Raw genomic sequence first — 26648 nt, 5'->3', positions numbered from 1 at the left:
CCGCCCCAAAGAAGGGAAAGACGCCCTGTATATGATCCGTAACGCTGCGAGGTTGTGGACCGTTCTCCTACCCGCACTGGCGCTGCTCGCGCTGGGGCTCTCCTGGGGCCGTGAGCTGCCGCTCGCGCTCGCGATCATCGTGGCCCTGCTGCTGGCCGGCGCGGTGCTGGCCGCCGTGCACCACGCCGAGGTCATCGCCCACCGCGTGGGGGAGCCTTTCGGCTCGCTGGTGCTGGCGGTGGCGGTGACGGTGATCGAGGTGGCGCTCATCGTCAGCCTCATGATCTCCGGTGGGGCGCAGACCGGTGCTCTGGCCCGGGACACCGTGTTCGCGGCCGTGATGATCACCTGCAACGGCATCGTAGGACTGTCCCTGCTCACCGTCACACTGAAGCGGCGGATCGCGGCGTTCAACGCCGAGGGCACGGGGAAGGCGCTCGCCACCGTGGCCACGCTCGCCACGCTGAGCCTGGTGCTGCCCACGTTCACGACGAGCGCACAAGGGCCGGCGTTCTCGCCTGCCCAGCTCGGCTTCGCGGCGGTGGCCTCGCTGGCGCTGTACGCGCTGTTCGTGGTGACGCAGACGGTACGGCACCGCGACTACTTCCTGCCGGTCCCCAGGGAAGCACGGAGCGGCGAGGGCCAAGTGAGCGCGACCAATGACACCGTCGACCCCGAGGAGCACGCGCCCCGGCCGTCCGGGCGGACCGCGCTGACAAGCCTCGGGCTGCTGCTGGTCGCGCTCGTGTCGGTCGTCGGCCTGGCCAAGGTCGAGTCACCGATCATCGAGGGCGCGGTGTCGTCGGCCGGGCTGCCGCAGGCCGTCGTGGGCGTGGTGATCGCGCTGCTGGTGCTGCTGCCCGAGACGATCGCCGCGATCAACGCGGCCCGGCGCGACCAGGTCCAGATCAGCCTGAACCTGGCGCTCGGGTCGGCGATGGCGAGCATCGGGCTGACCATCCCGGCCATCGCGGTGGCGTCGATCTGGCTCGAAGGGCCGCTCCTGCTCGGATTGGGCGGCACCCACATGGTGTTGCTGGCCCTGACGGTCGTGGTCTCGACGCTCACCGTCGTGCCTGGCCGGGCGACGCTCATGCAGAGCGGGGTGCACCTGGTGTTGTTCGCGGCGTTCTTGTTCCTGGCGATCAGTCCCTGATCAGACGACGCCCTGGCGCATGGCTCGGTTGCCCAGGTAGAGGCCGGCCGCGGCGATCAGGCAGGCGGACGCGGTGCCGTACAGGATCGAGGGGTCGGCGAGGTCGCCGGCGAACAGGGATCGTTGTGCGTCCACGATGTACGTCACCGGGTTCACCTGCCCGATCGCCCGCAGCCACGCCGGGGCGGTCTCCAGCGGCAGCAGCACACCGGACAGGAGCAGCAGGGGGAACAGGATCGACTGGCTGACGACCCAGAACAGCGTGCCCCCGGGGGCGGACTTGATGGCCAGGACGAACGAGAGAGCCCCCAGCCCGACCCCGAAGACGACCAGCTGGGCCAGGCCGGCCAGCACTCCTGCCGTGTGCAGCTCGAAGCCCAGCGGCAGCGCCAGCAGGATGATCAGCACGGCCTGGACCAGCAGCACGATCATCGCCTTCATGGCCCTGCCCACCAGCATCGCCGTCCGGTTCAGCGGTGTGACCAGCATGCGCTCCATCGAGCCGCCGATCAGCTCGACCAGCAGCGTGTAACCGGCGGACATGGGGCCCGTCAGGCACATCATGACCAGGATGCCCGGCACGAACCACTGCCACGACGAGCCGACGGCCCCGTCCAGCAGCGACCCGAACAGGAACAAGAACAGCAGCGGCTGCCCCATCTCGAACAGCAGCCCGGCGGGTGCGCGCAGAGCGGGTTTGAACTCCCGTGCGAAGACGGTGGCGGTGTCACGCAGGAATGTCGTCATCGGTGAGGCTTCTCCCGGTGAGAGTGAGGAACACGTCGTCAAGGGTGGGACGGGTGGTCTCGGCCGTGGTGACCTTGATGCCGGCACCGTCCAGGGCGCGCAGGCATTCGGGCAGGGCGGCGGCCGCGTTGGCGGCCCGCACGCGCACGGTCGTGCCGTCCGCCGTGCCGTCGCTCATGCTCGCGGCCCGCCGCGCCTCCGCCTCCGTGCTGGTGGTGAGCGTGATGTGGTCGCCGGCGAGGTCGTTCTTGAGCTGCTCCGAGGTGCCGTCCGCGATGATCCGGCCGTTGTCGATGATCACCACCCGCTCGGCCATGGTGTCGGCCTCCTCCAGGTAGTGGGTGGTCAGGAACAACGTCGTCCCGTACGTCTCTCGCAGCCGCAGGATGTGCGCCCAGATCTCGGCGCGGCTCTTCGGGTCCAGGCCCGTCGAGGGCTCGTCCAGGAAGAGCAGGTCAGGGCGGTGAACGAGGCCGAGCGCGATGTCCAGGCGGCGGCGCTGTCCGCCCGAGAGCGTGCCGGGCTTGCGCTTGGCCAGCGGTGTCAGGTCGAGCAGGTCGAGCAGCTCGTCCGCGCGGGCCGCCGCCTGCTTGGCGGGCAGGCCGTAGCAGCGGCCCTGGGTGACCAGTTCGTCGCGGACGAGGAAGTCCTCTCCCGCGCTGTTGCGCTGGCCCACGTAGCCGATGCGGGCGCGTACGCCTGCCGGATCCCTGGCCACGTCGTGGCCGGCCACCGTGGCGGTGCCCGAGGTGGGCGGCAGGAGGGTCGTGAGGATGCGCAGCGTCGTCGACTTGCCCGCGCCGTTCGGGCCGAGGAACGCCACCAGCCGGCCGGCTTCGACGTCGAGGTCGATGCCGCGGACGGCCTCGACGGTCTCCTTCTTCTTGAGCTTGAACACTCGGGTCAGGCCCCGGGCGTGGATCATGGTCGGCCTCCTGCGGGCATGGCGAAGAAACCCCAGGTCGGGGGCTCGATTGAGGATCGAATCAAGTTTGGGCAGCAAGAGCCGCCTTTGGCAAACGCGAACATCACGTTCATAAACCCTCCCCACCTGCGCAAACTCCGTCAGGGTGACGAGTTGGCGACGGCCGGTTTTCGGGCTCTGAAGTGCGGTTTTCCCAGACGTGGCGGAGAATTTTTCGCGAGCCCTCGGACGAGCGCTCGGCCCGCCGGTCTTCAGCGGGGACGGCGGCCTCCAGGACACGCTCGAAAGACCCGAAGGGGTGAGCGAGCGGGAGTGGAGCCGGCACGAGGCGCGTGTGCTGCATGCCATCCACGGCGACGCCCACGTCGGTGACGCCCGATGGCGGGAACGGGCGGCGGGCGTGGCGCCACGGGGCCGGGGCCGGTGTATTGGCTCGATACTTCGAAATCGGTGGATATTTCCGGACTTGCGGAATTGTGTGAAGCTCCGCCATGATCTCCGGCGTGAAACGTCTCTGGTTATTCGCGGTGATTGCGGCGCTTGGAATGGGTGGCGGGGTCGCCGAGGCGGCCGATGGCGTACCCGGGGTCGATGTCAGCAATTGGACCGGCGACATCGACTGGGCAAGCGTCGCTTCCGGGGGTGGGAAGTTCGCGTTCGTCCATGCCACCGAGGGGACGAACTACCGCAACCCCCGTTTCGACCCTCAGTTCGGCGGTGCCGCGTCGGCCGGGCTGGTTCGCGGTGCCTATCACTTTGCGCAACCGCACGAATCCGATGGGGCGACGCAGGCCGAATATTTCCTGCAGAACGGCGGCAGCTGGATCGCCGACGGCCAGACGTTGCAGGGAGTGCTCGATATCGAGGACAACCCGTACAAGGACCGGAACGGCAAGAACAACTGCTACGACCTGTCCACGGAAGACATGGTCACCTGGCTCCAGGACTTCACGAAGAGGTACCGCGCGCGGACCGGCCGACACGCGATCATCTACACCACCACGAGCTGGTGGCAGACCTGCACGGGCAACTCCACGAAGTTCAGGTCCAACCCGCTCTGGCTCGCCCGCTGGGGCACCGACCCGGGGGAGCTGCCCAAGAGCTGGAAGAAGCACACCTTCTGGCAGTCGGCGGACAAGGGACCGCTGGTCGGCGGCGGGAACTCGTTCAACGGCTCGGAATCCCAGCTCAAGGCGATGGCCAACCCGCCGGCGGAGGTGTCGGTCACGGGCGTGGCGAAGAGCAGGCGCACGTACACGGTCACCGTCGCGAACACCGGCCCGCACCCCGTCACGAACGTCAAGCTCTCCGGGCGCGCGTTCGGCGGGCAGAGCGTGGTCAGGGCGCCTGGATGCACGTACAGCGGTACGGCGGTGCGTTGCGCGATCGCGGAGTTGCCGCGCGGCAAGAAGGTGACGTTCACATTCACCACCAAGCCACGCAAGTCGAAGGGCACGGTCGGCATCAACGTCACCGTCGGTTCGGTGAAGCTCACCCTCAAAGCCGGATAAGTCCCGATGAGTCCTGATGAGTCCTGATGGGTCCGTATAAGTCCATATAAGGCAGGTGTAGGGCAGTATGAATCCCGGGCCCGACAGTAGGTGGAGGGGACGGGAACGGGATGAAGCGGCGGTTAGCCGTGGCGGCGGTGCTGATCCTGCTGACCGCCACGGCTTCCATGCCCTTCGCGACCCGCGTGCTGCCGAGGATCGTGCAGATCGCGTACGAGCTCGAGCGGCACGGCATCGTGTACTCGTGGGGCGGCGGCCACGCGGAGCGGCCGGGGCCGTCGAAGGGGACCTGCAAGGGCTACAAGGGCCGGATCAAGCCCTGCCCGGCCGCGAAGACACGCGGCCTCGACTGCTCGGGGTTCGCCCGGTGGGTGTACGCGCTGGCGCACGGGGAGGACGTGCTGGGGCCGGGGAACACCAATGATCACGTACGGAAGATGCGGCGGGTCGACGCGGCGCCCGTACCCGGAGATCTTGTTTTCTTCGGAAAGATCACCAAAAAGGCCGTCAGAACCCACCATGTCGGCATCTACTTGGGTGACGGCAAGATGATGAACGCGCCCGAGACCGGGGCCGTGGTGCGCATCGACGACATCGCCCGGCTGAAGGACCTCGCGGGTTTCTACCGCTACTGAACGCCTGCCGACTCGGTATGGCTGTAACGCCTGTGGCGTGGCGGAAATTGAGAGACCCGGAGGCTACTCTGTGCCGCTATGGAAAGGCGATGGGTCGGTCTCGACGGCTACGAGGTCGTGGGCGCCGTGCGGGCCGGGCGGCAGGTGCTGCGGGTGCGCAGGAACGGATGGCTGGTAGCCGACTGCACCTCCGTGGCAGAAGTGGCCAGGCATGTCGATTTGGCCGATCTGTGCGAGGTCATCGAGCTTCGTCCGCGCCGCTTGCCGGAGAAGATCGTCCAGGCCGGAACGAGTTCGCATCATCGCTGAGTGCCGTGTATGGTTACACCTGTCCGCAGCGACGGACAGGCCCCTATAGCTCAGTCGGCAGAGCGTCTCCATGGTAAGGAGAAGGTCAACGGTTCGATTCCGTTTGGGGGCTCTCTACATGAGTAGCCACAACGCCCGGTCCACGTGATGGTGGGGTCGGGCGTTTCGCGTTTTTGCGCCATTCCTCAGAAGCCGACCAATTCGGGTGACTCGGCGACGGACTTCAGCTCCAGCCGGAGCGCCGCGCCGTCCAGCACGACGGAGCGAACGCCCTCAGTGGTGTCGCGTGTGCCGCTGTGGCGTGCCACCCGATAGACCTCCTGACAGCTCTCGACCAGAACGAACGGTGCGGGCGCGTTCTGGCGCGGCGGGACACCTTCTGCCGGCACGGGACTCCCTCGACGGCGGGTGGCGGGGCCGGCCGCGCAGGACTCCCGCGGCGGTGATCCCGGGCCGGAAAACCCGCAGAATGCGGGCGGGTGTCGGCTATATGGTGCGTCAGTGGATACGCTGGAAAGCCTCGTCATCGTCCGGCGGCTGCGAGTTCCCATCGACGCCCCCGCCGACGCAGCGCCCGCCGGCTGGGGAGAGGTGGCCGCGCGCCAGCTCGACGCCGCGCTCCTGAGCGTCGGCTTCACCTGCTCGGCGGCCCTGCTGGAACGTCTGGCGCGACTGCCCGGCGAGACCGTCGTGGACCTCGGCGTACGCGTCCTGGCGGCGGTCCGCGGCCTGGTGGGCGACCACGTCCGGCACAACGCCTACTTCATCGACTTTCCCAAGAACGTGCCCGACACTCTGGAGTTCTGGGTCGGCCTGCTGCGTGAGGCCATGCTCGACCCGGTCGCCGCCGCGCGGCTGCAGCAGCCCACGCTCGACCTGCTGACGTTGCCGGGCTATGGGCGCTACCAGCACACCTACGCCGACCTGCTGGCCGCGCACGCCGAGCTGATTCCGCTGGCAGGCGACGGGGTGACCGTGCTGGAGCTGGGCGGAAGCCTGGAATCGGAGGCACGCGAGCTCTACTTCTCGCTGGCGGGCTCGGAATCGCCGCTCGCCGCCGAGGACCTGGCGGCATTACGTTCGCTGGCTTCGTACTGTGCCGACCAGCCGGAACGTATCCCGGTGCGCGAGAACCGCGCGGTCGTCAACGAGGTGCGGCTGGCCGCAGGGCGGCCGCTGCTCGTGGACACGGTGACGGACGTGCTCCGGCTCGCCTGCGGCTGCTCCGGCGGGGATGTCACGCTGGCCGTGCCCACCAGGTTCCGTTCGTTCCGCCGTGCCGAGCGCCGCGCACTCCTCCAGGCCCTGGACGCGGTCGCCACCCCGGCCAAGCTCGGTGACGTGGCCCGCCATCGGGAGCAGTGGAAGCGGCTCGGTGAGCGGCTGCATCCCCACGACTACCCGCGCCTGACGCGGGCCGCCCACGTCTTCGAGGTGGCCAGGGGTGTCCGTGAGGCCGCCGGGTTCGACGGCCGGGTCGAGGCCGCGCTGTCGGCGGGCCGTACCGCCGATGCCGTCCAGTTGCTGGAGCGGGCGCCCGGCGCGTTGCTGCGCCGGCTCGACCACCTGGTGCGGACCGGCCTGTCCGCGCCGGCCGTGCTGGACGCCGCGGAACGTGCCGCGTCCGGCGCTTCAGGACGCGTCCTGCTGTCCCTGCGTGAGCACCTGCAGAATCGGCTCGCCCGCACCGCGGGCCGCGTTTTCACCAACCGGTACGGCAGGGCGTGGGCGACGCCGGACACCCGCGCGCCGCTGGAGGATGACGTGCTGGCGCGGGCGCTGGACATGCTGGACTCGGAGATCGCCCGCCGCCTGTCCGACCCGGGAGAGCTGATCGTCGATCCTGACGTGCTCGACGTGGCACTGCCGCTGTCCGGCAAGGCCGTCGCGCCCGGGCTCGGCATGCTGCCCCGAGGCTCGCTGTCGGCCGTGGACGGCGAGCTGCTCAGGCTCTTCGTCCACTGGCGCGAGGCCGGGCGGCGCACGGACTACGACCTGTCCGCGCTCATGCTCGACGCCTTCTACGGCAACCCGACGCACATCTCGTGGACGAATTACTCCAACGGCTTCGCCACGTACTCCGGTGATCTCACCGCGGCGCCGGACGGCGCGTCGGAGTTCATCGACATCCGCCTCGCCGAAGCGACCCAGCCGATCATCATCCCGCAGGTCAACGTCTACGCCGGGGAACGGTTCGACGAGGCCGCTGAGGCGTTCTTCGGGTACATGACCAGGGACGCCGTGCAGGAAGGCAGGCCGTTCGAGCCGCGCACCGTCCGCATGAAGTCCGACCTGCGCGGCTCCGGCCGGATCGTGCTGCCGCTGGTCTTCCTGCGCGGCGACGACGGTGCATGGCGGGTGAAGTGGCTGCATCTCTACCTGAAGGGGCATCCCGGCTTCAACCAGGTGGAGGGCAACCGGGTCACCGCCTCGCTGCTGGTGCGCTCGATCGTGGAACGCGACTACCTGCGCGTCCGTCATCTGGCCGACCTGCTGCGGACGAAGGGCTCGGCGGCCGGGGGCACCACCTACATCGGGCTGGAGGCTCCGGCCGACCTCCCGCCCGGCACGCGGGTGTACACGCCTGGGACGCTGCACGAACTGATCCCGGCCTGATACCGTGGAGATCGTCGTGAGGCCATTCGAGGGCTTCCTTCTCACCTCTGGGACCAGGAATGCCCGCAAGGGCGCCTGGCTTGGCTAGCTCTCGAGCCTTCCTCACGACCCGGCGGGGGCCTCGTTCTCCCAGGCGATGTCCTGTGTTCATCGATGGGTAGTGGCAAGCCCATAGATTCCGATCTCGTGAAATTTGATGACGTACCCGCTGTCAAGGAATTCTCCCGGCGTTCTCTGCTCACCGGCGCGCTCTCCGCGACGGGCCTCGCCGTCCTGGGCGGCACCCCGGCCCACGCGGCCGCCCGGCCGAGCGGGAGACCGCCCCGCGTCCTGATCGCCACCAACGAGCCGTGGGGCACCTACCACGTGGCCCCCCTGCTGCCCGAGGCACGCCGCCTGGGGTGGGAGATCGTGCAGCTGGTGCCCGATCTGTCCGGGATCAAGCCGGGTGATCCCGTGCCGGTGGCGACCCCCGACCGCATCCCGCCGGCCGACCTGCTCGTGGTGACGGGCGCGGGAGACTGGCCCGCGGACTGCGCCGCGCGCCTGCCTGGACTGCCCATGATCGCCAGCTCGCTCGCGTACCAGCTTCCCGTCGAGGCGCCCCGCGCGGCGGAATTCCGCTCCCGGCTCAAGGCGATCACGGCGTCCTCTCCGGCCGAGGCGAGCGTGTTCGACGACTACTTGGGCACGCGCCGCCCGATCACGGTCGTGGGCACACCGCAGACCGACGCCCTGCCCCGGCACACCCCCGAACCCGGCACCGTGCTGGTACTCACCAGCGTGACCAGGTCCAGCCAGACCGGCGGCTCGGCCCCGGGCACCGAGCTGCTCCTGGCCGCCGCCGAGCGGCTCGCGGCGGCCGGCAAGCACATCCTGGTGGGCCTGCACCCGCGTGAGGACCGCTCGTTGTGGGAGCGGTACGAGATCAGCTCCGTTCCCTCGGTCCAGGCGTCGGCGCGGGCCGAGGCCGCCATCGGCATCCCGGGCACGGTCTTCCCGGTCGTCGCCGCCGTGGGCGTACCGCTGGTGGGCTGTACGGATCCGCGCCTGCAGATCCCCGGCTACCTGCTGAGCGTGTGCTCGCACACGATCACCGCCGCGGACGCCGCCGTGAGCGCGGTGGCGGAGGCCAAGCCGGTCTCCCGCGACGTGCTGTACGAGGCCGTCGGCCCCATCGGAGGGTCGGCCCGCAGGCTGCTCAAGGTCTGGCGGAAGTCGGGCATTCGGGTCTGAGCCCCAGCCGGGCTCGGCGGCCGGCCTTCTTCGGCGTTTCCAAGGTTCGCCGACGGTGGCCTGAAGGTGCCCGGTCAGCACCGCCGCCGACGGCCTGCGTGCCCTTGAGGCGGCGGGCGGCAGGACGCGGTCGTGCTGGACATCATGATGCAGGGACTGCACGGGCCTGGAGGTGTGCCGGCGGCTGCGGGCCGGCGGCAGGTTCGGCTCGTGTTGTCCCTGCCTTCGGTCGTTTGAGGGACTCCCGGGCTCTTGACGGCAGGTAGTATCTTGTTTTCGGATTTCGGTTCTCGGGGGACCTGAGGCATACTGCTGGGAGCACCCCGCTCGCATCAGGTGAGTTACGAAACTGCTCCCTGCGTCGGGTATCCTCTACAGGCCGGGTCCATACCGGCTCAAAGGCGGAGTAGCTCAGTCAGGCAGAGCAAACGGCTCATAATCGTTGTGTCGCCGGTTCAAGTCCGGCCTCCGCTACTGCCCAACCCCAGGTCGTCCGGCCTGGGCATGGGCGTGTCCATGTCCCGAACGTAGAAAGGCACTCCCAAGTGGCTGCCACCGACGTTAGGCCGAAGATCACGCTGGCCTGCCAGGAGTGCAAGCACCGCAACTACATCACGCGGAAGAACCGGCGTAACGACCCGGATCGGCTTGAGCTGAAGAAGTACTGCCCTAACTGCCGCACGCACCGCGCGCACCGCGAGACCCGATAGCTCTCCGGGGGCTTCTCCATCCTTCATATCGCACAACCGGCGTCCTGGTGTGGACGCCGGTTTGCCGTGTCTGCACGTCCGGTGCCCGCCTCGCCACTGGTTTGTCCCGGCCACGCGTGAAGACCGGGGCGTGAACCGGAGCGTCGGCGGGCGGGAAGTGCGAGGTCAGGGCCGACGGCGGGTGGATGTGCAGCCCGAGTACGGCGGGCGCAAAAACCAGGCCAACCACCGGCGACAGCCGAACCTTGTTCTGTTACCGTCGGCCTCAGCAGCAGCGGACACTGCGCGAGGGAGCATTGATGGCCTTGAACCGTGACTTCGTGGGCAGGACCTACCCGCCCAGCGCCCCCTACGAGGTCAGCCGGGTGAAGATCAGAGAGTTCGCGGCCGCCATCGGCGACGGCAACCCGATCTACCGCGACAAAGAGGCCGCCCAGGCCGCCGGGTACCCCGATGTGATCGCGCCACCGACGTTCCCCATCGTGTTCAGCCTGCAGAGCGGCGGCGAGGCACTGGCGGATCCCGACCTCGGGCTGAACTTCGCCATGGTGGTCCACGGCGAGCAGCGGTTCGAGTACGTACGCCCCGTTCACGCCGGCGATCAGCTGGTCACCACCGCCACGATCACCGACATCCGCACCGCCGGGCGCAACGAGCTGCTGACGGTACGCAGCGAGGTCACGACCGTCGAGGGCGAGCCGGTCTGCGTCACCTACAACACGATCGTCGAGCGCGGAGGGGCCGGCTGATGGGCGCCACGGTGAAGTACGACGAGGTCGAGGTCGGGCAGGAGATCCCGGCCGTGGACTACAACGTGCGGCGGCTCAACCTGGTGATGTACGCCGGGGCCTCCGGGGACTTCAACCAGATCCACTGGAACGAGCGGTTCGCCAAGATGGTCGGACTGCCTGACGTGATCGCGCATGGGATGTACACGATGGCGCAGGCCGGGCGGTTCGTCACCGACTGGGTGGGGGATCCGGGCGCGGTGGTGGACTTCGGGGTGCGGTTCTCGTCGATGGTGGTCGTGCCCGATGACGATCAAGGGGCGACGATCTCGGTGAGCGGGGTCGTGGAGGAGAAGCTCGAGGACAAGCGGGTGGTCATCGGGCTGACGGCCAAGTCGGGCGAGGCCAAGGTGTTGTCCAAGGCACGCGCGGTGGTCCAACTCGCCTGACCCTGACCCGCGGCCGGGTCGTCCGGCCGGTCTGACGTGCGGCCGGGTCGTCCGGCCGGTCTGACGTGCGGCCGGGTCGTCCGGCCGGTCTGACGTGCGGCCGGTTGATCGGGCTGCCTTCGCGTGGCCAGGTGGTTCGGTTGCCTCATGCGGCGGCCAGGCGGCTCAGCTGTCCCGGCGTGCCCCCGTCGTCCCGCCGTAGAGGCGCACGAGGGCCGGTAGGCGCGCCATGCTCGCCTGGTGGGCCAGAGGCGCCGCCTACGTGCTCGGCTACCACACGGTTCGCCTCCCCAAGTACGCGGTCAAGACCGCCGTGTATGCGCCCATCGGGTTCGTCTCCGGCATCGCCCGCGTGCTGACCTGGGCCAGCGCGGAGGAGGGCAACCGGGCGTTGCGGCAAGCAGCCGCCGACCGCAACGACCCCGCCACCTGGCTCAAGCTGGACAAGCAGCGGAACGGCAAGCACGCTGGCGCTGGTCGGTGCTGCTGCTGGTAAGCCTGCTCACCGGGGCATCGGTGGCCACCCTGCTCATCTGGGACGTGACAGTGCCGGATTGGGCACGGTGGGCGCTGCTGGCCGTTTTGACGCCGCTGCTGGCGCGTGCCGGACGGCCCGAGGACAAGCCGATCACCGATCGCGTCAGCCACGGGCCGCGTGTCAGCTTCCCCCGACGAGATCCACCGGGACGGCCCCAGGCACCTGGCTATCGTCGATCTGCCCTACGGGGTAGAGGCTGCTGACGTCGTCGCACGGCGCTGCAAGCTGGCCTCCGCGATGCGGCTCCCGCTCGACCAGGTATGGCGAGAACCCGCCTAGGGCCACCCTGCACGGCTCGCGCTGTGGGTCGGCTACCAACCCGCGAGCAAGATGGCCACGCCGTCCTGGCCACTGCTGAAGAGCGGCAGCGTGGACGTCTTCACCTCGTTCCCGCTGTTCATCACGCCCCGCACGGAGATCGTCAACGCCATGCTGATCTTCCGCAACTGGCTGATCGGCGGGCAGCCCGGTTCGGGCAAAACGTTCCTGCTGCGGCTGCTGGTCCTGGCAGCCGGCCTCGACCCGCGCGCCGAGATCAGGGGGTATGCGCTCAAGGGGGTCGGAGATTTCGCCCTGGTCGAACCGATCTGCGCCGAGTACGGCGACGGCCAAGACGACGCCACGATCGGCAGAGCAGCCGCCATGATCAAGTGGCTGTATCACACCGAGTGCCAGCAACGCGCAGCGAAGATCGCCCACCATCACGCGCTCGGCATGGCCCAAAGACAGCCTGCCCACAGGGATCACCCGCAACATCAACACCCGCGTGTGCATGTCGGTCCGCGATCAAGTCACCAACGACATGATCCTCGGAACCGGCATGTACAAGGCCGGATACCGGGCGACCATCTTCGAGCCGGGCAACGACAACGATCCGGGCGACGCAGGATGGGGCGTGGTCGTCGGCGTGGGCAAGCCCGGTAACCGCCGAAGCTTCGAGGTCAACGCCGACCAAGCCAAACAGGTCATAGAACGGGCGATCAAGGCGCGTGTCGAAGCGGGCACCAGGCCCGAACCCGACACCCAGACCCGACCCGAACCACCCGCCTATGACCTGCTGGCCGATGTTGTCACCGTCTGGCCAGCAGGGGAAGACGCCGCGTGGAACTCGGTGCTGTGCGAGCGGCTGGCCGAGCTACGGCCCGAGGTCTACGGCGGCTGGCAGTCCGAACAGCTCACCAGCGCCTTGAACCCCCGCGGCGTGGAGGTCACCTACATCGCCCGCCGCATCGACGGCAAGAGGCACAACAAGCGCGGCATCTACCGTGCCCGCCTCGCAGAAGTGGTTGCGGAACGTAAGCAAACCGGCCGCACCGACTAGCGCCAAACCTACTGCCTGGCAGTAGGTGACCCTACTGCCAGGCAGTAATCCCGCTAGGACCTCAATATGCCGTCTGACCAGGCCGGTAGCAGGTAGTAGCTCAACCGTTGACCAACCCCGAAACTCCCTCAGGAGGTGGTTTCTTGACCCCAGACAACCTACTTACTACCGCAGCGATCACCCTTCCGATCCTGCTCACTCTGCGTTACGTCTTCCTCTGCTACGCCCGACCATTCCGCGAACACCGCCGATGCAGGGGCACCGGCCGCATCCCCTACCCATTTGGCCTATCCGGCTGGCGCTTCTGCCCCCGCTGCAACGGCACCGTCCTACGCCTCAGACTCGGCAGAGAGCAATGATCCGAGCGGCGGGTATCGCGCACGCACGCAAGTCAAGACGCGCACAAGGGTTGCCGGATCACATTGAGGACCCGGTAGGCATCGCGGAAATACTTCCGCTATTTCAAGCAAAAAAGAATTGAAAGTCGAATGCCAAATCAAATAAATTCCGCACCAGAAAATGGTGTAGCCGAATCGAATAAGACGGAACGGTATCGTGGAGTCAATCCCGCGATGCCGTTCCGTTTATCACATCAGACCAAAGGAATCGTGAATGGTCTCGGATCTCACGATACTGACTGATTACTTCACACTCGCGGACCTGGTGGGAATGTGGCCGAATGTCACGCACTATCTCGGACGCCCTCAGACGCCTCTGCTGCCGTACCAGGCGAAGGCTATCGCACTTGCCGTAGCAACAATAAATATCCATACAGGGACGGACGACCACATCGTCACAAGGAGAATTAGGTAGAGCCCAGCGCAAACGAATGTTTGCCAGTTCGTCCACCAGCCTTCGACAATCTCGCCTGCGACGAATACAGCAAGCCACCATAGGGCGAGCATGCCCGGTATAGTGACCCACAAGGGAAGGCTCCCGTGGGTCTCGATCGCCCACCTGCCTAGGGCAGCGAACCATCCCGGGATGTCGGGGTCGGCAAATATAGAGCGGAACCACGGAGCGGACACGCTATCCGAGACGAGGAACTGGAAGATGGCAATACACCCTCCAATCAAGCCTAGCGTCACCGAAAGTGTGTCAATGAATCGCCTTAAAGGCGATCTAGAGGGTTCAACGCCTTTGTTTGGGTCCGGATTAGACACAAAGTCACGCCCTTTCGCTCTGAGACGGCTCGATGCTAACAATGCCCTTCCTGAGCGGCCGGAGGCAAGCTAAAGTTCGTGAAGCCAGCTGATCCAGCACGAGAAGCCCCGCCAGGGGTTGCCTCGGCATCCACTTTGGGCCAGGCCCCGGCGTCCAACGCGTACTCCAGGAGCGCGCCATCCCAGGCTGTTGACGAAGTATCCCGGCGCGGCGTGCCAGGTCGCGCCTCTTAGAATCGCCAGTCGAAGTGCAGACGCTTTTCGATGATCGCAAGCTGCTTTTCCGTTCGCACCTTCTTATCTTTTGATGTACGGGTACATGTTGCGTGGTGCTCCGTCGGGTAGTGGATAGACAATGATTTGGTGAACAGCTGACTTTATTGCTCTGCGCCTACGGTCTATCGACCAGTTTTCCCATGCTCCACTGATTGACTGATCCGGGGGAACATCGGCCAGGACAGATTTCGATGACCCGCTGAGCCGATCGTACTCGCGCCGAAGTCTGGTTATTGCCGTCTCGCATCGGGTCTTGATTTCGATCCATTCATCACGCTCGACGATGCGCGGTCGCGCGTAGCAGTCCGCTTTAGCCTCTGCGCGGATCTCCTCCTGCGCGGAGATTTCATTTAGGATCCGCTCCCGTTCGGTTGCAGAATCGTCGCTCGCATTTGCTTGTGCTCTAACGAACTCCGGCGATGAGAGCGCCTCTGTAGGGTGTAGATCGACGCGAACGACCTTGTTCTTGTGAGAATCGTCTTCCGGGTCGCGCTCGGCGTATATGTAGATGTAACCGAAGCGACGCGTTCCGCCTGCTGCGCTCCTGCGTTTCGTGCCTGACGCTCTGCAGCTTCACGTACGCCCTGCCCTTAACGGCGCTTTCTTTGCGAGCGCGTAGCGCTTCCATCCCGCCCTTATACGAGCCGTCCGGCGTGCTGAGGTCGTACACGGCCCCCGTGCTGTACTCCATGAGTACGACACCGTTGGCTATGCATGCCTGCTCTAGGCGATTCCATGCAGCTAGGTTGCGAACGAGCCGATCGATATCGCGAACGATTACTACATCGATAGGTTCGGATTCGATGGCTTCAATCGCGGCATCGAACCCGTCGCGCGTTACCTCATGAAACGCCGAATACCCGTCATCTTTGAATTCGGCGACGACCAGAACATTGTTCTCGCTGGCGTATTTGTTGCCGTTCGCGAGTTGGGTCGGTACCACTCCGCCGCATCCCATGACTCGCTGAGACGCGCGTACAGCAATCCCCGCCTTGAGGAGTCACCTGAGCTGATGGGACGTGGTGGTAAAGCTGCACGTCGGAGCGTTGCTGCCCTACCCTGGGGAGGTCTCTTCGCCACGACGCCATGATGTGACAAATCTCAAGACTTGGGTACCCGTGTGCCTATGAGTGAAGCTGCGCGACAGGTATGGCCCACGGTCCGGTCGATCCCCGTCTCCGCCGTGACCGACGCCAAACCGCCCGGGCGGCTGCGCCCCGCCCGGCTGGAGCAGGTGGCGGGCAGCTCGGGAAGCGGACGGGACACCACGGGCGGCGCCGCGACCGGTGTGGGGACGGCCGGGGCCAGGGCGCGGGCGAGCTCCGGCACGCACGCCCGCGCCAATCCCGCCGCCGAGCTGGGCTTCTCCGGGGACCCCGGCCAGCACGGCGACGCGGAAGACGGCATGCTGCATGCCCAGCGCGCCTGGGACGCCACTCTGGCCACGAACCGCCTCGACGACCAGGGCGTCAACGCCGAGCGGCAGCGCCTGGAGGTCAAGGACGTCACGACCGCCGTGGGCCTGCTCGTCGACGGCTGGCCCGCTGACGTGCGTACCTGCGTCCAGTCGGTGATCGATCACACGGACGCGACGGTGCTCGCGCTCGACCTGGGCAACATCGACGGCGCCGGTGACGTGCTGGACGACCTGGCCGAGCGGCATCCGGGCCGCGTCGCCGTCTGGCACGTGGCCGAGCGGCCGCATTGGCGAGGAAGCACGGCGACCTGGGGCGAGAGCCGGGCCAAACTGCTGCACCTGGACGAGTCGGACGTCCATGTGCTGATGGAGACGTCGACCGTGCTCCGCGGCGACGCGCTGACCCCCCTGGTCGCGGCCGTCGTGGAAGGGGCGGTGGCCGCCGGATGGCGCGGCGTGGACCCGGCCGGCGGGCGTGAGGTGGGCCCGGGCAGGGTGCCGGCGCTGACCGGCGACCTCATGGCGGTACGCCGATCGGCCGCGCTCGGCGCGCTGCCCGAGGACGCCAACTACGGCCGCAATGCGGACCTGGAGCTGTCGCTCGGCCTGCGCGGCGAGCTGGTCGTGCCCCAGAGGTCGCTGCCGGTGGAGCGGCTCGGCACGCATGACGTTCCGGCGGACTACCAGGAGCGGGAGTCGCGGCGTAACTATGACGGGGTGCTGCGCATGCTGAGTGCCTCATAAGCTAGTTGCCCATGGAGATGCTCGCCCCGTACACGACGCTGCGCCTGGGCGGTCCCGCCCGCGAATTCGCCGAAGCGACCACGGCGGAGCGGCTCGTGTCCCTGATCGCTGACGCTGACAGGACGGCGGTGCCCACGCTGGTGCTCGGCGGAGGCAGCAATGTCGTGGTGTCGGACGCGGGATTCGACGGGCTCGTCATCAAGGTCGCGACCCGGGGTGTGTCCGTTTCCCGTGATGGCGAGCAGGTGCTGGTCACGGTCGAGGCGGGGGAGGACTGGGACCCGTTCGTGGCCCGTGCGGTGCGGGAGGGCTGGTCGGGCATCGAGTGCATGTCCGGCGTCCCCGGGCAGGTGGGGTCCACGCCCATCCAGAACGTCGGTGCGTACGGGCAAGAGGTGTCCCAGACCGTCAGGTGCGTGCGTGCTTACGATCGCCGCACCCGGCAGGTGGTGGATCTGGAGGCGCGGCAGTGCGGGTTCTCGTACCGGGACAGTGCTTTCAAGCGGGATCTGGCGCGGTTTGTGGTGCTGGCGGTGACGTACGCGCTGGATATTTCGGAAGTGTCCGGACCTGTGGCGTACCAGGAGTTGGCCGGGCGGCTGCGGGTCGAGCTCGGCGACCGGGTGCCGCTGGCGCAGGCCCGTGAGGCCGTTCTGGGGTTGCGGCGCGGCAAGGGCATGGTGCTCGATCCGGACGATCCCGACACGCGTAGCGCCGGCTCGTTCTTCACCAACCCGATCCTGACCCCTGAGGAGGCGGCGGAGCTGGCGACGCGGGCGCCCGATCATCCGCGCTGGGAGATGCCCGACGGGTCGCTCAAGGTGCCGGCCGCCTGGCTGATCGAGCAGGCGGGCTTTTCGAAGGGGTACGAGCGCGGCCCCGTGCGCATCTCCACCAAGCACACGCTCGCCCTGACCAATCCCACGGGCTCCGCCACCACGACCGACCTGCTCGCGCTGGCGCGGGAGGTGCGGGACGGGGTTCGGGAGAAGTTCGGGGTCACGCTGGTCAACGAGCCGGTGCTCGTCGGCTGCGCCCTGGGCGAATAGCCCCCGCCACCGCTGCCCGAGCCTCTCGAGCGGACCTGCACCGGCCGGGCTGGGAAACCGGCCGGGCTGGGAAACCGGCCGGGCTGGGAAACCGGCCGGGCTGGGAATAGGTGTCCGGGTTGGGCTGTTATGGTGGGTTGGAATTACCGAAGGGGAGTAGTCCCAATCGTGTGATCGACACACTGGCGCGTTCGCGCGCCCGGTCACACGGGCCTCTGTACGGGCGGACGAGACCTTCGGCCTGGTAGCTATGTCGACAAGACGCTGCCTGGCCGAAAGTCGTGCCCGAAAACTCCCTGGGTACCTGCTTCCGGCCTGGTTGCGCGGAAGAGGACCGTTGGAAGCGTTCTGGATCAGCCTCGCCGTCATTTTCGTGGCCGAACTCGGTGACAAGAGCCAGCTCATGGCGATGACGTTCGCGACCCGTTTCAAGACTTGGCCCGTGCTCGTGGGCATCACGATCGCCACGACCGTCGTGCACCTGGTGAGCGTGGCCGTCGGTGGTCTCATCGGGGACGCGTTGCCCACGACCGCGATCTCAGTGGTGGCCGGGCTGGCCTTCCTCGGGTTCGCCGTGTGGACGTTGCGCGGCGACGAGCTGACCGAGGAGGAGTCGCGCAAGGCCCAGCGCACCACCAGGAACGCCCTGATCGCGGTGACCGTGGCCTTCTTCCTGAGCGAGCTGGGCGACAAGACGATGCTGGCCACGATCACGCTGGCGACGCAGCACGGCTGGGTCGGCACCTGGATCGGCTCGACCGTCGGCATGGTCGCGGCCGACGCCCTGGCGATCCTCGTCGGCCGCCTCCTGGGCAAGCACCTCCCGGAGAAGGCCATCCGGTACGGCGCCGCCGCGGCTTTTGCGATCTTCGGTGTGGTGCTGCTGGGCGAGGCGATCCTGTAGACGATGGAGGCTCGACCATGACCGGCCGGGAGACCTGCGGTTCTCTCCGGCCTTCACCGGCCGGCACCGAACCATCTGGTCAACGCGCGGCGCAAACCGTCTCTGACCTGGTCGTCCGCTTCGCCGGGCGGTGCCGCCCATGCGACGTACGCGTCCGGCCGGATCAGCAGGGAGTCCGCCGGTCGCCCCTCGCCGGGGTGAGCCGACACGATGTCGACCCGATCAGTCCACGGCAGGGCGGCCTCGCGCACGCAGGAGCGGCCGGCGAGGTCGAGGACGACCGGCCGGGCGGCGTGCAGGAGCCGCGCGACGCGGGTCGTGCCCCCGTCCGTGACCAGTGGCAGGTCCGGCGCGAGACCGCCGGTCAGCGGGTGTGGCCGGGCCCCGTCCATGTCGTACCGGACGTCTGAGCCGTGCAACAGCTCGGCGATGCCGCGCAGCACCCCGTCGGTTCCGAGCAGGTCGCCGAACAGCTCACGCAGGGCGCTGATCTCGGGGCCAGGCGCCATCAGGGCGGACTGGGCCTGGGTGTGCATGAGAACCCTAGCGGCGACCGGGTGCCGTTCGGCGTGATAGGTGTCCAGAATTCCGGGCGGCGCGCAGCCGCCGACCTGCGCGGCGAGCTTCCAGCTGAGGTTCACCGCGTCCTGCAGGCCCACGTTGAGCGCGGGCCCGCCGAAGGCGGAGATGGCGTGGGCGGCGTCCCCGGCCAGCAGTATCCGGCCGGCTCGATACCGTTCGGCCTGCCGACTGTTGGCCCGTACCCGCGACAGCCAGTGCGGGCGTTCGACTGGCAGATCCGCCCCTAGCACGCGGCGTACGGCCGCCTGAAGCTCCTCCAGCGATATCGGGCCGCCGCGGTCAGCGGCCGGCTCGCCCCATTCGAGGGCGGCCACCCGGTGCACGCCCGGCCGGAACGACGAGAACGCGAAGACACCGGTCTCCGTGCGGGTGAATCCGGGGGCGACGCGGCCGGCCCAGGGCAGGTCCAGGTCGCCGGTCCCCGGCACGATCACGGAGGCGGGCAGGGTCACGTCGCCGAACCGCGCCACCTCGCGGCCGGTCGTGCCGGGGAAGCCGATGCCGGCCAGCCTCCGCACGAGGCTGTGGGCGCCGTCGCAGCCCACCAGGTAGCGAGTACGCAGCCGGTAGTCCCCCTGAGGTCCGCGGACGTCGGCCGTGACGCCGTCGTCGTCCTGGCGCAGGGCGGTCAGCTCGTGGCCGGGCCGGAGGTCCACGTCGAGTTCCCGGGCACGTTCGCTCAGCAGCCGTTCCAGCCGCGGCTGTGGTATCGGCAGCAGGTGCAGCGGGCTCGTGCCGAGTCTGCGGAGGTCCAGTGGAAGGGCGCCGAACTGGAAGTACGGTGCCGGCCCCGCGAACTGCGCCCCGGCGCTGAACCTCTCCAGCAGACCGCGGTAGTCCAGCACCTGCACGATCTGGCCCACCAAGCCGTTGGCCTTGGGCACGTCACCGGGCTCGCGCAGCCGCTCCAGCACCACGGGGCGGATGCCGGCCAGACTCAGCTCGGCGGCGAGCATCAGCCCGACCGGCCCGCCGCCGACCACCACGACGCCCGTGCTCATGACGTCGGTGCTCATGACGTCGCCTCCTTCACGGCCTTGATCAGGGCGGTCTGGCGCGGATCCGCGCCGAGCAGGCCGGGCATCATCCGGTTCACCACGTACCCGAAGGCGAGGCCCGTGTCGGGGTCCGCGAACGCCAGCGCACCACCCGACCCGGTGTGCCCGAACCGGCCGGCCCCGCCGAACGGCGAGAACGGCGAGTCGCCCATGAACCCCAGCCCGAACCTGGTGTCCACGAACAGCACCCTGTCGGGCCCGTCGGACCGCGTCCGGGCCGCGGCCCGGACCGTCGACGGCGACAGCAGGCGCACGCCGTCGACCTGGCCGATCAGCGCGGCGCACAGCCTGGCCAGCGAGCGGGCCGTGCCGATGCCGTTGTGCCCGGGGATCTCGGCCGCGTGGACGGCGCGACTGTTGTCGTCCAGCTCGGGCAGAGTCAGGGCGCGGCTGCTCAGAGAGTTCGGGTCTGACCTGGCTTCGAGCATCTTGCGGAGCGGCGGGGACAGCGACTCGAGATCGACTCCGGCCGGCGGCTGCGGCGGTATCAGGCGGCCGACCCGCGGCTCGTACTCGGCCGGCAGCCCGATCCAGAAGTCGAGCCCCAGCGGCCCGGCCACCTTCTCGGCGAAGAACGTGCCCAGCGACCGCCCGGTGACGCGGCGCACCACCTCCCCGATCAGCCAGCCGAACGTGCGGGCGTGGTAGCCGTGCGCGGTGCCTGGCTCCCAGGCGGGTCGCTGCTTGGCGAGGGCGGCGACGATCGGGTCCCATGCCTGGACGCTGTCCATCGAGAACGGTTTCTCCAGAGCGGGCAGCCCGGCCCGGTGCGACAGCAGCCACTTGACCGGGAGATTCCGCTTGCCCTCGGCGGCGAACTCCGGCCAGTACCGCGCGACGGGCGCGTCCAGGTCCAGCTCGCCGTGTTCGGCAAGGAGGTGGGCGCAGACCGCGGTCGCGATCTTCGTGGTGGAGAACACCGGGACGATCGTGTCCTCCTGCCACGGACGGCCGGTGGTTTCGTCCGCTTTGCCGCCCCACAGGTCGACGACTCGCCGGCCGTCCAGGTAGACGCAGCAGGCCGCCCCTACCTCGCCGGACTGCATGAAATTGGTGGCGAATGCCGTGCGCACCGCCTCGAAGCCGGACGCGACCGTTCCCGCCACCTGACTTCCTGGCGTCCGGCCTCCGCCGCTCTCGTCCCCGGAACATCCGGTGGTCAGGGCGCCCCCGAACAGCACTGCCGCGCTCGCGCCCAGACCTGCCCTGACCACGTCTCTCCGGTTCGGTAACGGCGGCCGGGCACCCTTGTCCGTCTCTGTCATCTCTCCTCCATCCCTTGGATGCTCGTACAGTAAATATTTACTGCGCAATCCGTCAAGGGCCCTCCGGTTGCGAGCGCGATGAGTTCCGTAAATAGTTACTGCGTGACCGACAGTAGATCTTCGCTGCTCACCGCCGCCGCCGAGGAGTTCGCCAGGCACGGCCTGCAGGGCACCCGCGTGCACTCGATCGTCAAACGCGCCGGGATCAACGAGCGGATGATCTATCACCACTTCGGCAACAAGGACGGCCTGTACGCCGCCGTACTGAAGGCCCAGATGGAGGATCTGGCCGAGGCGTGGCGGCCGATCATCGCCCGGGGCGTGGAGATGGAGCCGTACGCCGGAATGCGCAGCGTGCTGGCCGGCTTCGCCGGCCTGCTCCTGGCCCGGCCCCAGCTGACCGCGTTGCTCCTGCACGAGGCACTGGCCGGATGGCCCACCGAGCCGCTGCCGACCGCCGACATGCTGCCCGCCCCGCTCCGGGACCTGTACGCGCGCGGCCAGAGCACAGGCGCGTTCCGCGCGGACTGCCCATTCGAGATCGCGTACGGCACCGCGCTGTGCGCACTGATCACCCTGCCGATGTTCGTGCCGCGCTTCGCCGAGGTCCTCGGACCGGACGCGAACGTCGTCACCGAGAGCCTGCGCGATCAGATGGTCGGCCAACTGCTCGACGGCATGACCGGCCCGCTGCCCGAACCTCGGAGATGATCGGACACATGGAAATCTGGATCAACCCCCGCTGCTCCAAGTGCCGGTCGGCGCTGTCGATCCTGGACGCCGAGTCCGCCCAGTACACCGTCCGCCGTTACCTCGAGGATCCGCCGACCGAGGACGAGTTCCGCGCGGTCCTGGAGCGGCTGGGCCTGGAGCCGTGGGACATCACCAGGACGGGCGAGCAGGTGGCCAAGGAGCTCGGCATGAACACCTGGCCACGCGACGAACCCGCTCGCGAGCGCTGGATCGCCGCGCTGGCCGAGCATCCGATGCTCATCCAGCGCCCGATCATCACGGCCGACGACGGGTCAGCCGTGGTCGGACGGACCGAGGAGGCCGTGCGGTCGGTGCTGCCCGAGTAGCTACGAGATCAAGGACAGGCGGTGGGCGGCGGCGGCCGCCTCGCCGCGGGTGGTGACGCCGAGCTTGGCCAGGATGTTCGACACGTGCACGCTGACCGTCTTGGCCGAGATGAACAACTCGGCGGCGATGTCCCGGTTGGTCCTGCCCAACGTGACCAGCCGCAGGACCTCCAGCTCGCGCGGTGTCAGCAGCTCCGAAGATTCCTGGGCCGGCGCGCCGCCCACCCGCCGTGACAGCGTCTCGATCTCCTCGACCAGCGGAGTGGCCCGCAGCGCCTCGGCCAGCGGCAGCGCCACCTTCAGCCGGGCGGCCGCCCCCTCGCGGTCGCCGGCCCGCGCGGCGGCCGTGGCCGCCCGGAACAGGGCCTTGGCCTGGTTGTGCGGGCGCTTGAGCCGCTCCCAGGCCGCGGCCGCGGCGTCGAAGTCCCCGATGTACGACAGCCGGTACCCGTCCACGACGGGACCGATCACCGACAACTCGGCCGCCATCTCGGCGGCGTGCGCGCGGGCCGCCGCGGCCCGTTCTGGCTCGGTGGACTCGGCGGCGTCGCAGACGATGCGGAGCAGGGCGAGCAGCCGCCAGCCCAGCATGGCCTTGGACGACTGCTTGGGGAGGGCGAGCACTCGCTCGGCCACGGTCAGTGCGGCGCCGGGCTCGCCCCGCAGCAGATGCCAGCCGATCCGCAGCCGCGCGTTGCTGGTGATGTCCTGGACGAAGTCCTCGGCGCGGTCCTTGAGCACGCCGACCTCGGACAGGATGCTCTCGACCAGCTGCAGCTCGCCCCTGGCCAGGGCGATGTCGGCGCGCACGCGCAGCAGGGCGTACCTGGTGCGCAGGTGCGGGCCATGGCTGAGCGCGGCCTCGACGAGCTCGATGGCCTCGTCCCAGCGGCCGATCGACTCCAGCGCCTCGGCCCAGTTGTTCATGATGAACAGGCCGCTGCCGCGGAGCCGGCCGTACTTCTTGGCGATCTCCCAGCCCTGTTCGGACAGGCGGATGGCCTCCTGCTCCCGGCCCATGTCGATCAGCGCGTCGATGTTGTTGCCGATCGCCCGGGTGATGATGCGGGCGGACTGCTCCTCGTGGCCGATCTCCAGCGCCTGCTCGTTGACCGCGATGGTGGACTCGAGCTCGCCGTTGAGTGAGTGGCCGAGCGCCAGGTTCATCAGCAGGTCGGCCTCGAGGCAGCGGTCGCGGTGCTCCCTGGCCAGGCGCAGGCCGGCGGCGATGACCTCGCTCGCCTCGGCGATCTCGCCGCGCAGCATCAGGTGGCGGCTCAGCGTGGTGAGGACCTCTGCCCGGTCGTGGCTGTCCTCGGGGACGAGCCGCAGGGCGTGCCTGAGGTCCTCGATGATGCCCATCTGGCCTTTGCTCATCTTGAACCCGGCACGGCGCACGATCAGCTGCGCCACGCGGCCCGGCTCGCGGGTCTCGTCCAGCTGGGACAGGGCGGCCTTGACGAACTTCATGCCCTTGTCGACGTCGCCGCCGGCGTTCGCGGCTTCGGCGGCCCGCTCCAGCACGGCGGTGTGATCGGCGCCGATGCGCTCGGCCGCGTCGGGCACCCGGTCCCAGAGCATGAGCACGCGTTCGAGCAGCGGCACGGCCTCGGTGTAGGCGAAAGCCTTGAACGACTTACGCGCCGCCTCCCACGCCGAGATCAGCGCCCAGAGGTCGTTGCGGGCGCCGTACCAGTGGTGTGCCAGCTCGACGGGGGCGCGTCCGGGCGGGACGAGCGTGCGGTCCTTGGAGATCTCCTCGGCGTACCCGGCGTGCAGGCGCTGGTGCTCGCCGGGCAGCAGCTCGTCGTGCACGGCCTCGCGGATCAGGGAGTGCCTGAAGACGTACGCGCGGTTGTCGGCGACCTGCAGGACGTTGCCCGCGATGGCCGGGCGCAGCGCGCTCTCCAGCTCGACCTCGGACAGGCCGCTCACGGCGGCCAGCAGCGCGTGGCCGACCCGGATGCCGCCTGCGGCGGCGATGCGCAGCACCCGCTGGGTCTCCTCGGGCAGCCGCTCGACGGAGTTGAGTATCAGGTCCTGCATGGACTCGGGGAACGTGCAGACCTCGCCGCTCTCCAGCATGGCCTCGACGAACAGCGGGATGCCCTCGCTGCGCTCGTAGACCTTCTCGACGCTGCCGTACTCCGGGACCTTGCCGAGGATCCCGGTCATCTGCTGGGCCACCTCGTCGCGCGACAGGCGGGGCAGGTCGAGCCGGAGCACGCCGTTCACCCGGCCCAGCTCGGCCAGCACCGGCCGGAGCGGGTGCTGGCGGTGCAGGTCGTCCGAGCGGTACGTCATGACGATCAGCACCTGCGGGATGTGCAGGTTGCGGCTGAGGAAGGCGATGAGGTCGCGACTGGACCGGTCGGCCCAGTGGATGTCCTCGATCACGAGGACCGTGGGGCGGCTGTCGGCCAGGCGCTCCAGCAGCGTGAGGAACTGCTCGAAGAGCCGCGCGCGGCCGGTGTCGGTCTCGCCGTCGCCGCTCGGCTCGCCGAACTCGGGCAGCAGGCGGGCGAGGTCGCGCTGGGCGCCCTCCGGGAGTAACGCGGCGACGGCGGCGGGGCCCTGTTCCCTGACGAGCTGCCGGAGCGCGGCGGTGAAGGGCGCGTAGGCCAGACCCTCGGTGGACAGCTCGACGCATCCGCCGAACAGCACGTGCGCGCCGTCGGCGGCGCACCGTTCGGCGAAGCGCTGCACGAGCCGGGTCTTGCCGACGCCGGCCTCGCCCCCCAGCAGGACCGCTGTCACCTTGCCCTTTCTGGCGTCGTCGAAGCTCTCCGCGAGAGCCCCCAGCTCCCCTTCCCGCCCGACGAAGACGGGACTGACAGAACGTCCCCGCATGTCATCCAGCATGTCATGCCTCACTGATTGCTTTCGACTTATTTGAGGCTTTTACGGAGGTGCGGAGGCCCGGCCACGAGGGAGGTAGTGGCCGGGCTCTCGTGGGGTGCTCATGAGGAACGGCGCTTGCCGAAGAGCGAGCGGCGCTCGGACTTGTTGGCCCGCTGCGCGTCGCGTACTCGCCGGTGCTCGGCTGCTGCCCTGCGCAGCTCGTCCGCGTGGTTCTTCATGAGCTCGTACTCGATTTCGGGATTCATCACTCATATCTCCTTGTTTGTGCTGACACCTTTAAGAGTCGGGCTAAGGCCAGGTACGACGCATCGGGTGGATGCCTTATCTCTGGGCGTAGGAGCAGCTCGGCATACCTAGACCCGGCCGCACGGCGTCCTAAGGCGGTCCGGTTTGGAGGAGGAGGCCCTGGTCGGCGATGCTGTGATGGTGTCAACTCTGACGACTTCGCTCGCGGACGTCGCCGCGTCCGGCGCGACGCTACGGGCATTCCTGCACGGCCTGCCCGGCGTCGACCGGGTCGGCGCAGACCAGCGGGCGGCCATGCTCGGCACCCGATCGATCAAGACCACCGCCAAGGCCAAGGCCATTGACCTGGCCATTTCCATGGTCGACCTGACCACCCTCGAGGGCGCGGACACGGCAGGCAAGGTGCGCGCGATGTGCATCAAGGCCCTGCGCCCCGGCAGCGACGCCCCTAAGGTGGCGGCCGTCTGCGTCTACCCCGACCTGGTCGCCGTGGCCGCCGAGGCCGTGCGCGGTTCGGGGGTGAAGGTGGCCTCGGTGGCGACCGCGTTCCCGAGCGGGCGCTCGTCGCTGGAGGTCAAGGTGAGCGACACGGCGCTGGCCGTCGCCGCGGGCGCCGACGAGATCGACATGGTGATCGACCGCGGCGCGTTCCTGTCCGGCGACTACATGAAGATCTTCGAGGAGATCGTCGCGGTGAAGGCCGCGTGCGGCGCGGCGCACCTGAAGGTGATCCTGGAGACGGGCGAGCTGTCGACCTACGACAACGTGCGGCGGGCGTCGTGGCTGGCGATGCTGGCGGGCGCCGACTTCATCAAGACCTCGACGGGCAAGGTGTCCCCGGCCGCGACGCTGCCGGTGACACTGATCATGCTGGAGGCGGTGCGGGACTTCCGCGACGCGACGGGACGGCAGGTGGGGGTCAAGCCCGCCGGCGGCATCCGTACGACGAAGGACGCGATCAAGAACCTGGTGCTGGTCAACGAGACCGCGGGGGATGACTGGCTGACGCCCGAGTGGTTCAGGCTCGGCGCGTCCTCGCTGCTCAACGACCTGCTGATGCAGCGTCAGAAGCTGGCCACCGGCCGGTATGCCGGCCCCGACTACTTCACCTTGGACTAGCCG

General features: G+C 68.5%; 26 protein-coding genes and 2 tRNA genes. 19 read left to right on the top strand and 9 right to left on the bottom strand.

What is annotated here, in order from left to right; all coding sequences use genetic code 11:
* Positions 1-31 precede the first annotated feature (31 nt).
* Positions 32-1156 (top strand): calcium:cation antiporter, encoded by a 1125-nt coding sequence (locus tag ETD86_RS05010; protein ID WP_138664903.1) that lies wholly within the window; start codon positions 32-34, stop codon positions 1154-1156.
* Here ETD86_RS05010 and ETD86_RS05005 read toward each other — a convergent pair whose 3' ends face one another.
* On the bottom strand, positions 1157-1903 hold the full coding sequence (locus tag ETD86_RS05005; protein ID WP_138664902.1) for an ABC transporter permease: 747 nt from the start codon (positions 1901-1903) through the stop codon (positions 1157-1159).
* Complete coding sequence (locus tag ETD86_RS05000) at positions 1884-2828, bottom strand: ATP-binding cassette domain-containing protein (protein ID WP_138664901.1); 945 nt, start codon at positions 2826-2828, stop codon at positions 1884-1886. Before ETD86_RS05000 ends, ETD86_RS05005 begins: the two co-directional genes overlap by 20 nt.
* 503 nt (positions 2829-3331) lie before the next feature.
* Between ETD86_RS05000 and ETD86_RS04995 the strand changes: the two genes are divergently transcribed.
* From ETD86_RS04995 to ETD86_RS04980, 4 genes are all read left to right on the top strand, one after another.
* Positions 3332-4339, top strand: coding sequence for a GH25 family lysozyme (locus ETD86_RS04995; RefSeq protein ID WP_170222889.1), 1008 nt, complete (start codon positions 3332-3334; stop codon positions 4337-4339).
* A 110-nt stretch (positions 4340-4449) separates the two neighbouring features.
* Entirely contained in the window at positions 4450-4974 is a 525-nt protein-coding gene (locus ETD86_RS04990; protein WP_138664899.1) for a C40 family peptidase, read from the top strand.
* 78 nt (positions 4975-5052) lie between these two features.
* On the top strand, positions 5053-5283 hold the full coding sequence (locus ETD86_RS04985) for a transposase (protein ID WP_138664898.1): 231 nt from the start codon (positions 5053-5055) through the stop codon (positions 5281-5283).
* A 39-nt stretch (positions 5284-5322) separates the two neighbouring features.
* Positions 5323-5395 (top strand) — tRNA-Thr (locus tag ETD86_RS04980).
* A gap of 73 nt (positions 5396-5468) precedes the next feature.
* On the opposite strand, the gene ETD86_RS04975 is transcribed toward ETD86_RS04980, so the two are convergent.
* Entirely contained in the window at positions 5469-5672 is a 204-nt protein-coding gene (locus ETD86_RS04975) for a hypothetical protein (RefSeq protein WP_138664897.1), read from the bottom strand.
* A 112-nt stretch (positions 5673-5784) separates the two neighbouring features.
* Here ETD86_RS04975 and ETD86_RS04970 point away from each other — a divergent pair, with 112 nt between their 5' ends.
* The 7 genes from ETD86_RS04970 to ETD86_RS56685 all read left to right on the top strand — a co-directional run bounded on the left by ETD86_RS04970 (position 5785) and on the right by ETD86_RS56685 (position 11518).
* Positions 5785-7899, top strand: a complete 2115-nt coding sequence (locus ETD86_RS04970) for a TerD family protein (RefSeq protein WP_138664896.1) — start codon at positions 5785-5787, stop codon at positions 7897-7899.
* 186 nt (positions 7900-8085) lie between these two features.
* Entirely contained in the window at positions 8086-9135 is a 1050-nt protein-coding gene (locus tag ETD86_RS04965) for a hypothetical protein (RefSeq protein WP_211369833.1), read from the top strand.
* Positions 9136-9535: 400 nt separating this feature from the next.
* Positions 9536-9609: transfer RNA gene (locus tag ETD86_RS04960), tRNA-Met, on the top strand.
* 71 nt (positions 9610-9680) lie between these two features.
* Positions 9681-9845 (top strand): 50S ribosomal protein L33, encoded by a 165-nt coding sequence (rpmG, locus tag ETD86_RS04955; protein ID WP_101786011.1) that lies wholly within the window; start codon positions 9681-9683, stop codon positions 9843-9845.
* 299 nt (positions 9846-10144) lie between these two features.
* The gene (locus ETD86_RS04950) at positions 10145-10594 is read left to right on the top strand and encodes a MaoC family dehydratase N-terminal domain-containing protein (protein ID WP_138664895.1); all 450 of its coding nucleotides are present in this window, start codon (positions 10145-10147) and stop codon (positions 10592-10594) included.
* Positions 10594-11022 (top strand): MaoC family dehydratase, encoded by a 429-nt coding sequence (locus tag ETD86_RS04945; RefSeq protein WP_138664894.1) that lies wholly within the window; start codon positions 10594-10596, stop codon positions 11020-11022. Before ETD86_RS04950 ends, ETD86_RS04945 begins: the two co-directional genes overlap by 1 nt.
* Positions 11023-11251: 229 nt before the next feature.
* Entirely contained in the window at positions 11252-11518 is a 267-nt protein-coding gene (locus ETD86_RS56685) for a hypothetical protein (RefSeq protein WP_211369832.1), read from the top strand.
* Between the two features lie 162 nt (positions 11519-11680).
* Here ETD86_RS56685 and ETD86_RS56680 read toward each other — a convergent pair whose 3' ends face one another.
* Positions 11681-12334: a hypothetical protein gene (locus ETD86_RS56680; RefSeq protein ID WP_211369831.1), complete on the bottom strand. Its 654-nt coding sequence runs from the start codon at positions 12332-12334 to the stop codon at positions 11681-11683.
* Between ETD86_RS56680 and ETD86_RS56675 the strand changes: the two genes are divergently transcribed.
* Positions 12333-12881 (top strand): hypothetical protein, encoded by a 549-nt coding sequence (locus ETD86_RS56675; RefSeq protein WP_211369830.1) that lies wholly within the window; start codon positions 12333-12335, stop codon positions 12879-12881. The two genes, ETD86_RS56680 and ETD86_RS56675, sit on opposite strands and share 2 nt — an antisense overlap.
* Positions 12882-14723: 1842 nt before the next feature.
* Here ETD86_RS56675 and ETD86_RS59915 read toward each other — a convergent pair.
* The gene (locus ETD86_RS59915; protein WP_138664892.1) at positions 14724-15278 is read right to left on the bottom strand and encodes a recombinase family protein; all 555 of its coding nucleotides are present in this window, start codon (positions 15276-15278) and stop codon (positions 14724-14726) included.
* Between the two features lie 225 nt (positions 15279-15503).
* Between ETD86_RS59915 and ETD86_RS04925 the strand changes: the two genes are divergently transcribed.
* From ETD86_RS04925 to ETD86_RS04915, 3 genes are all read left to right on the top strand, one after another.
* The gene (locus ETD86_RS04925; RefSeq protein WP_138664891.1) at positions 15504-16481 is read left to right on the top strand and encodes a hypothetical protein; all 978 of its coding nucleotides are present in this window, start codon (positions 15504-15506) and stop codon (positions 16479-16481) included.
* An 11-nt stretch (positions 16482-16492) separates the two neighbouring features.
* A complete protein-coding gene (locus ETD86_RS04920) occupies positions 16493-17530 on the top strand; it encodes a UDP-N-acetylmuramate dehydrogenase (protein WP_211369829.1) in 1038 nt (345 codons plus the stop codon).
* A gap of 337 nt (positions 17531-17867) precedes the next feature.
* Positions 17868-18434 (top strand): TMEM165/GDT1 family protein, encoded by a 567-nt coding sequence (locus ETD86_RS04915; protein WP_211369828.1) that lies wholly within the window; start codon positions 17868-17870, stop codon positions 18432-18434.
* Between the two features lie 53 nt (positions 18435-18487).
* On the opposite strand, the gene ETD86_RS04910 is transcribed toward ETD86_RS04915, so the two are convergent.
* Positions 18488-20032 carry an FAD-dependent monooxygenase gene (locus tag ETD86_RS04910; RefSeq protein WP_246147642.1) on the bottom strand — a complete coding sequence of 515 codons (1545 nt, stop codon included), beginning with the start codon at positions 20030-20032 and terminating at the stop codon, positions 18488-18490.
* The gene (locus tag ETD86_RS04905) at positions 20029-21339 is read right to left on the bottom strand and encodes a serine hydrolase domain-containing protein (RefSeq protein ID WP_138664889.1); all 1311 of its coding nucleotides are present in this window, start codon (positions 21337-21339) and stop codon (positions 20029-20031) included. Before ETD86_RS04905 ends, ETD86_RS04910 begins: the two co-directional genes overlap by 4 nt.
* A 102-nt stretch (positions 21340-21441) precedes the next feature.
* Between ETD86_RS04905 and ETD86_RS04900 the strand changes: the two genes are divergently transcribed.
* Together ETD86_RS04900 and ETD86_RS04895 are read left to right on the top strand one after the other, a co-directional pair.
* Complete coding sequence (locus ETD86_RS04900) at positions 21442-22050, top strand: TetR/AcrR family transcriptional regulator (protein WP_170222887.1); 609 nt, start codon at positions 21442-21444, stop codon at positions 22048-22050.
* Positions 22051-22058: 8 nt separating this feature from the next.
* The gene (locus ETD86_RS04895) at positions 22059-22418 is read left to right on the top strand and encodes an arsenate reductase family protein (protein ID WP_138664887.1); all 360 of its coding nucleotides are present in this window, start codon (positions 22059-22061) and stop codon (positions 22416-22418) included.
* Here ETD86_RS04895 and ETD86_RS58990 read toward each other — a convergent pair whose 3' ends face one another.
* Together ETD86_RS58990 and ETD86_RS54830 are read right to left on the bottom strand one after the other, a co-directional pair.
* A complete protein-coding gene (locus ETD86_RS58990) occupies positions 22419-25268 on the bottom strand; it encodes an ATP-binding protein (protein WP_281286873.1) in 2850 nt (949 codons plus the stop codon).
* Positions 25269-25378: 110 nt separating this feature from the next.
* Positions 25379-25525, bottom strand: coding sequence for a hypothetical protein (locus ETD86_RS54830; RefSeq protein ID WP_170222886.1), 147 nt, complete (start codon positions 25523-25525; stop codon positions 25379-25381).
* Positions 25526-25703: 178 nt separating this feature from the next.
* Here ETD86_RS54830 and deoC point away from each other — a divergent pair, with 178 nt between their 5' ends.
* Positions 25704-26645: a deoxyribose-phosphate aldolase gene (gene deoC, locus ETD86_RS04885; RefSeq protein WP_138664885.1), complete on the top strand. Its 942-nt coding sequence runs from the start codon at positions 25704-25706 to the stop codon at positions 26643-26645.
* The last annotated feature ends 3 nt before the right edge of the window (positions 26646-26648 follow it).

It is taken from the genome of Nonomuraea turkmeniaca, assembly GCF_005889735.1.
In the GTDB taxonomy this organism is placed as follows: domain Bacteria; phylum Actinomycetota; class Actinomycetes; order Streptosporangiales; family Streptosporangiaceae; genus Nonomuraea; species Nonomuraea turkmeniaca.
This window is presented reverse-complemented; position numbering and strand designations above follow the sequence as displayed.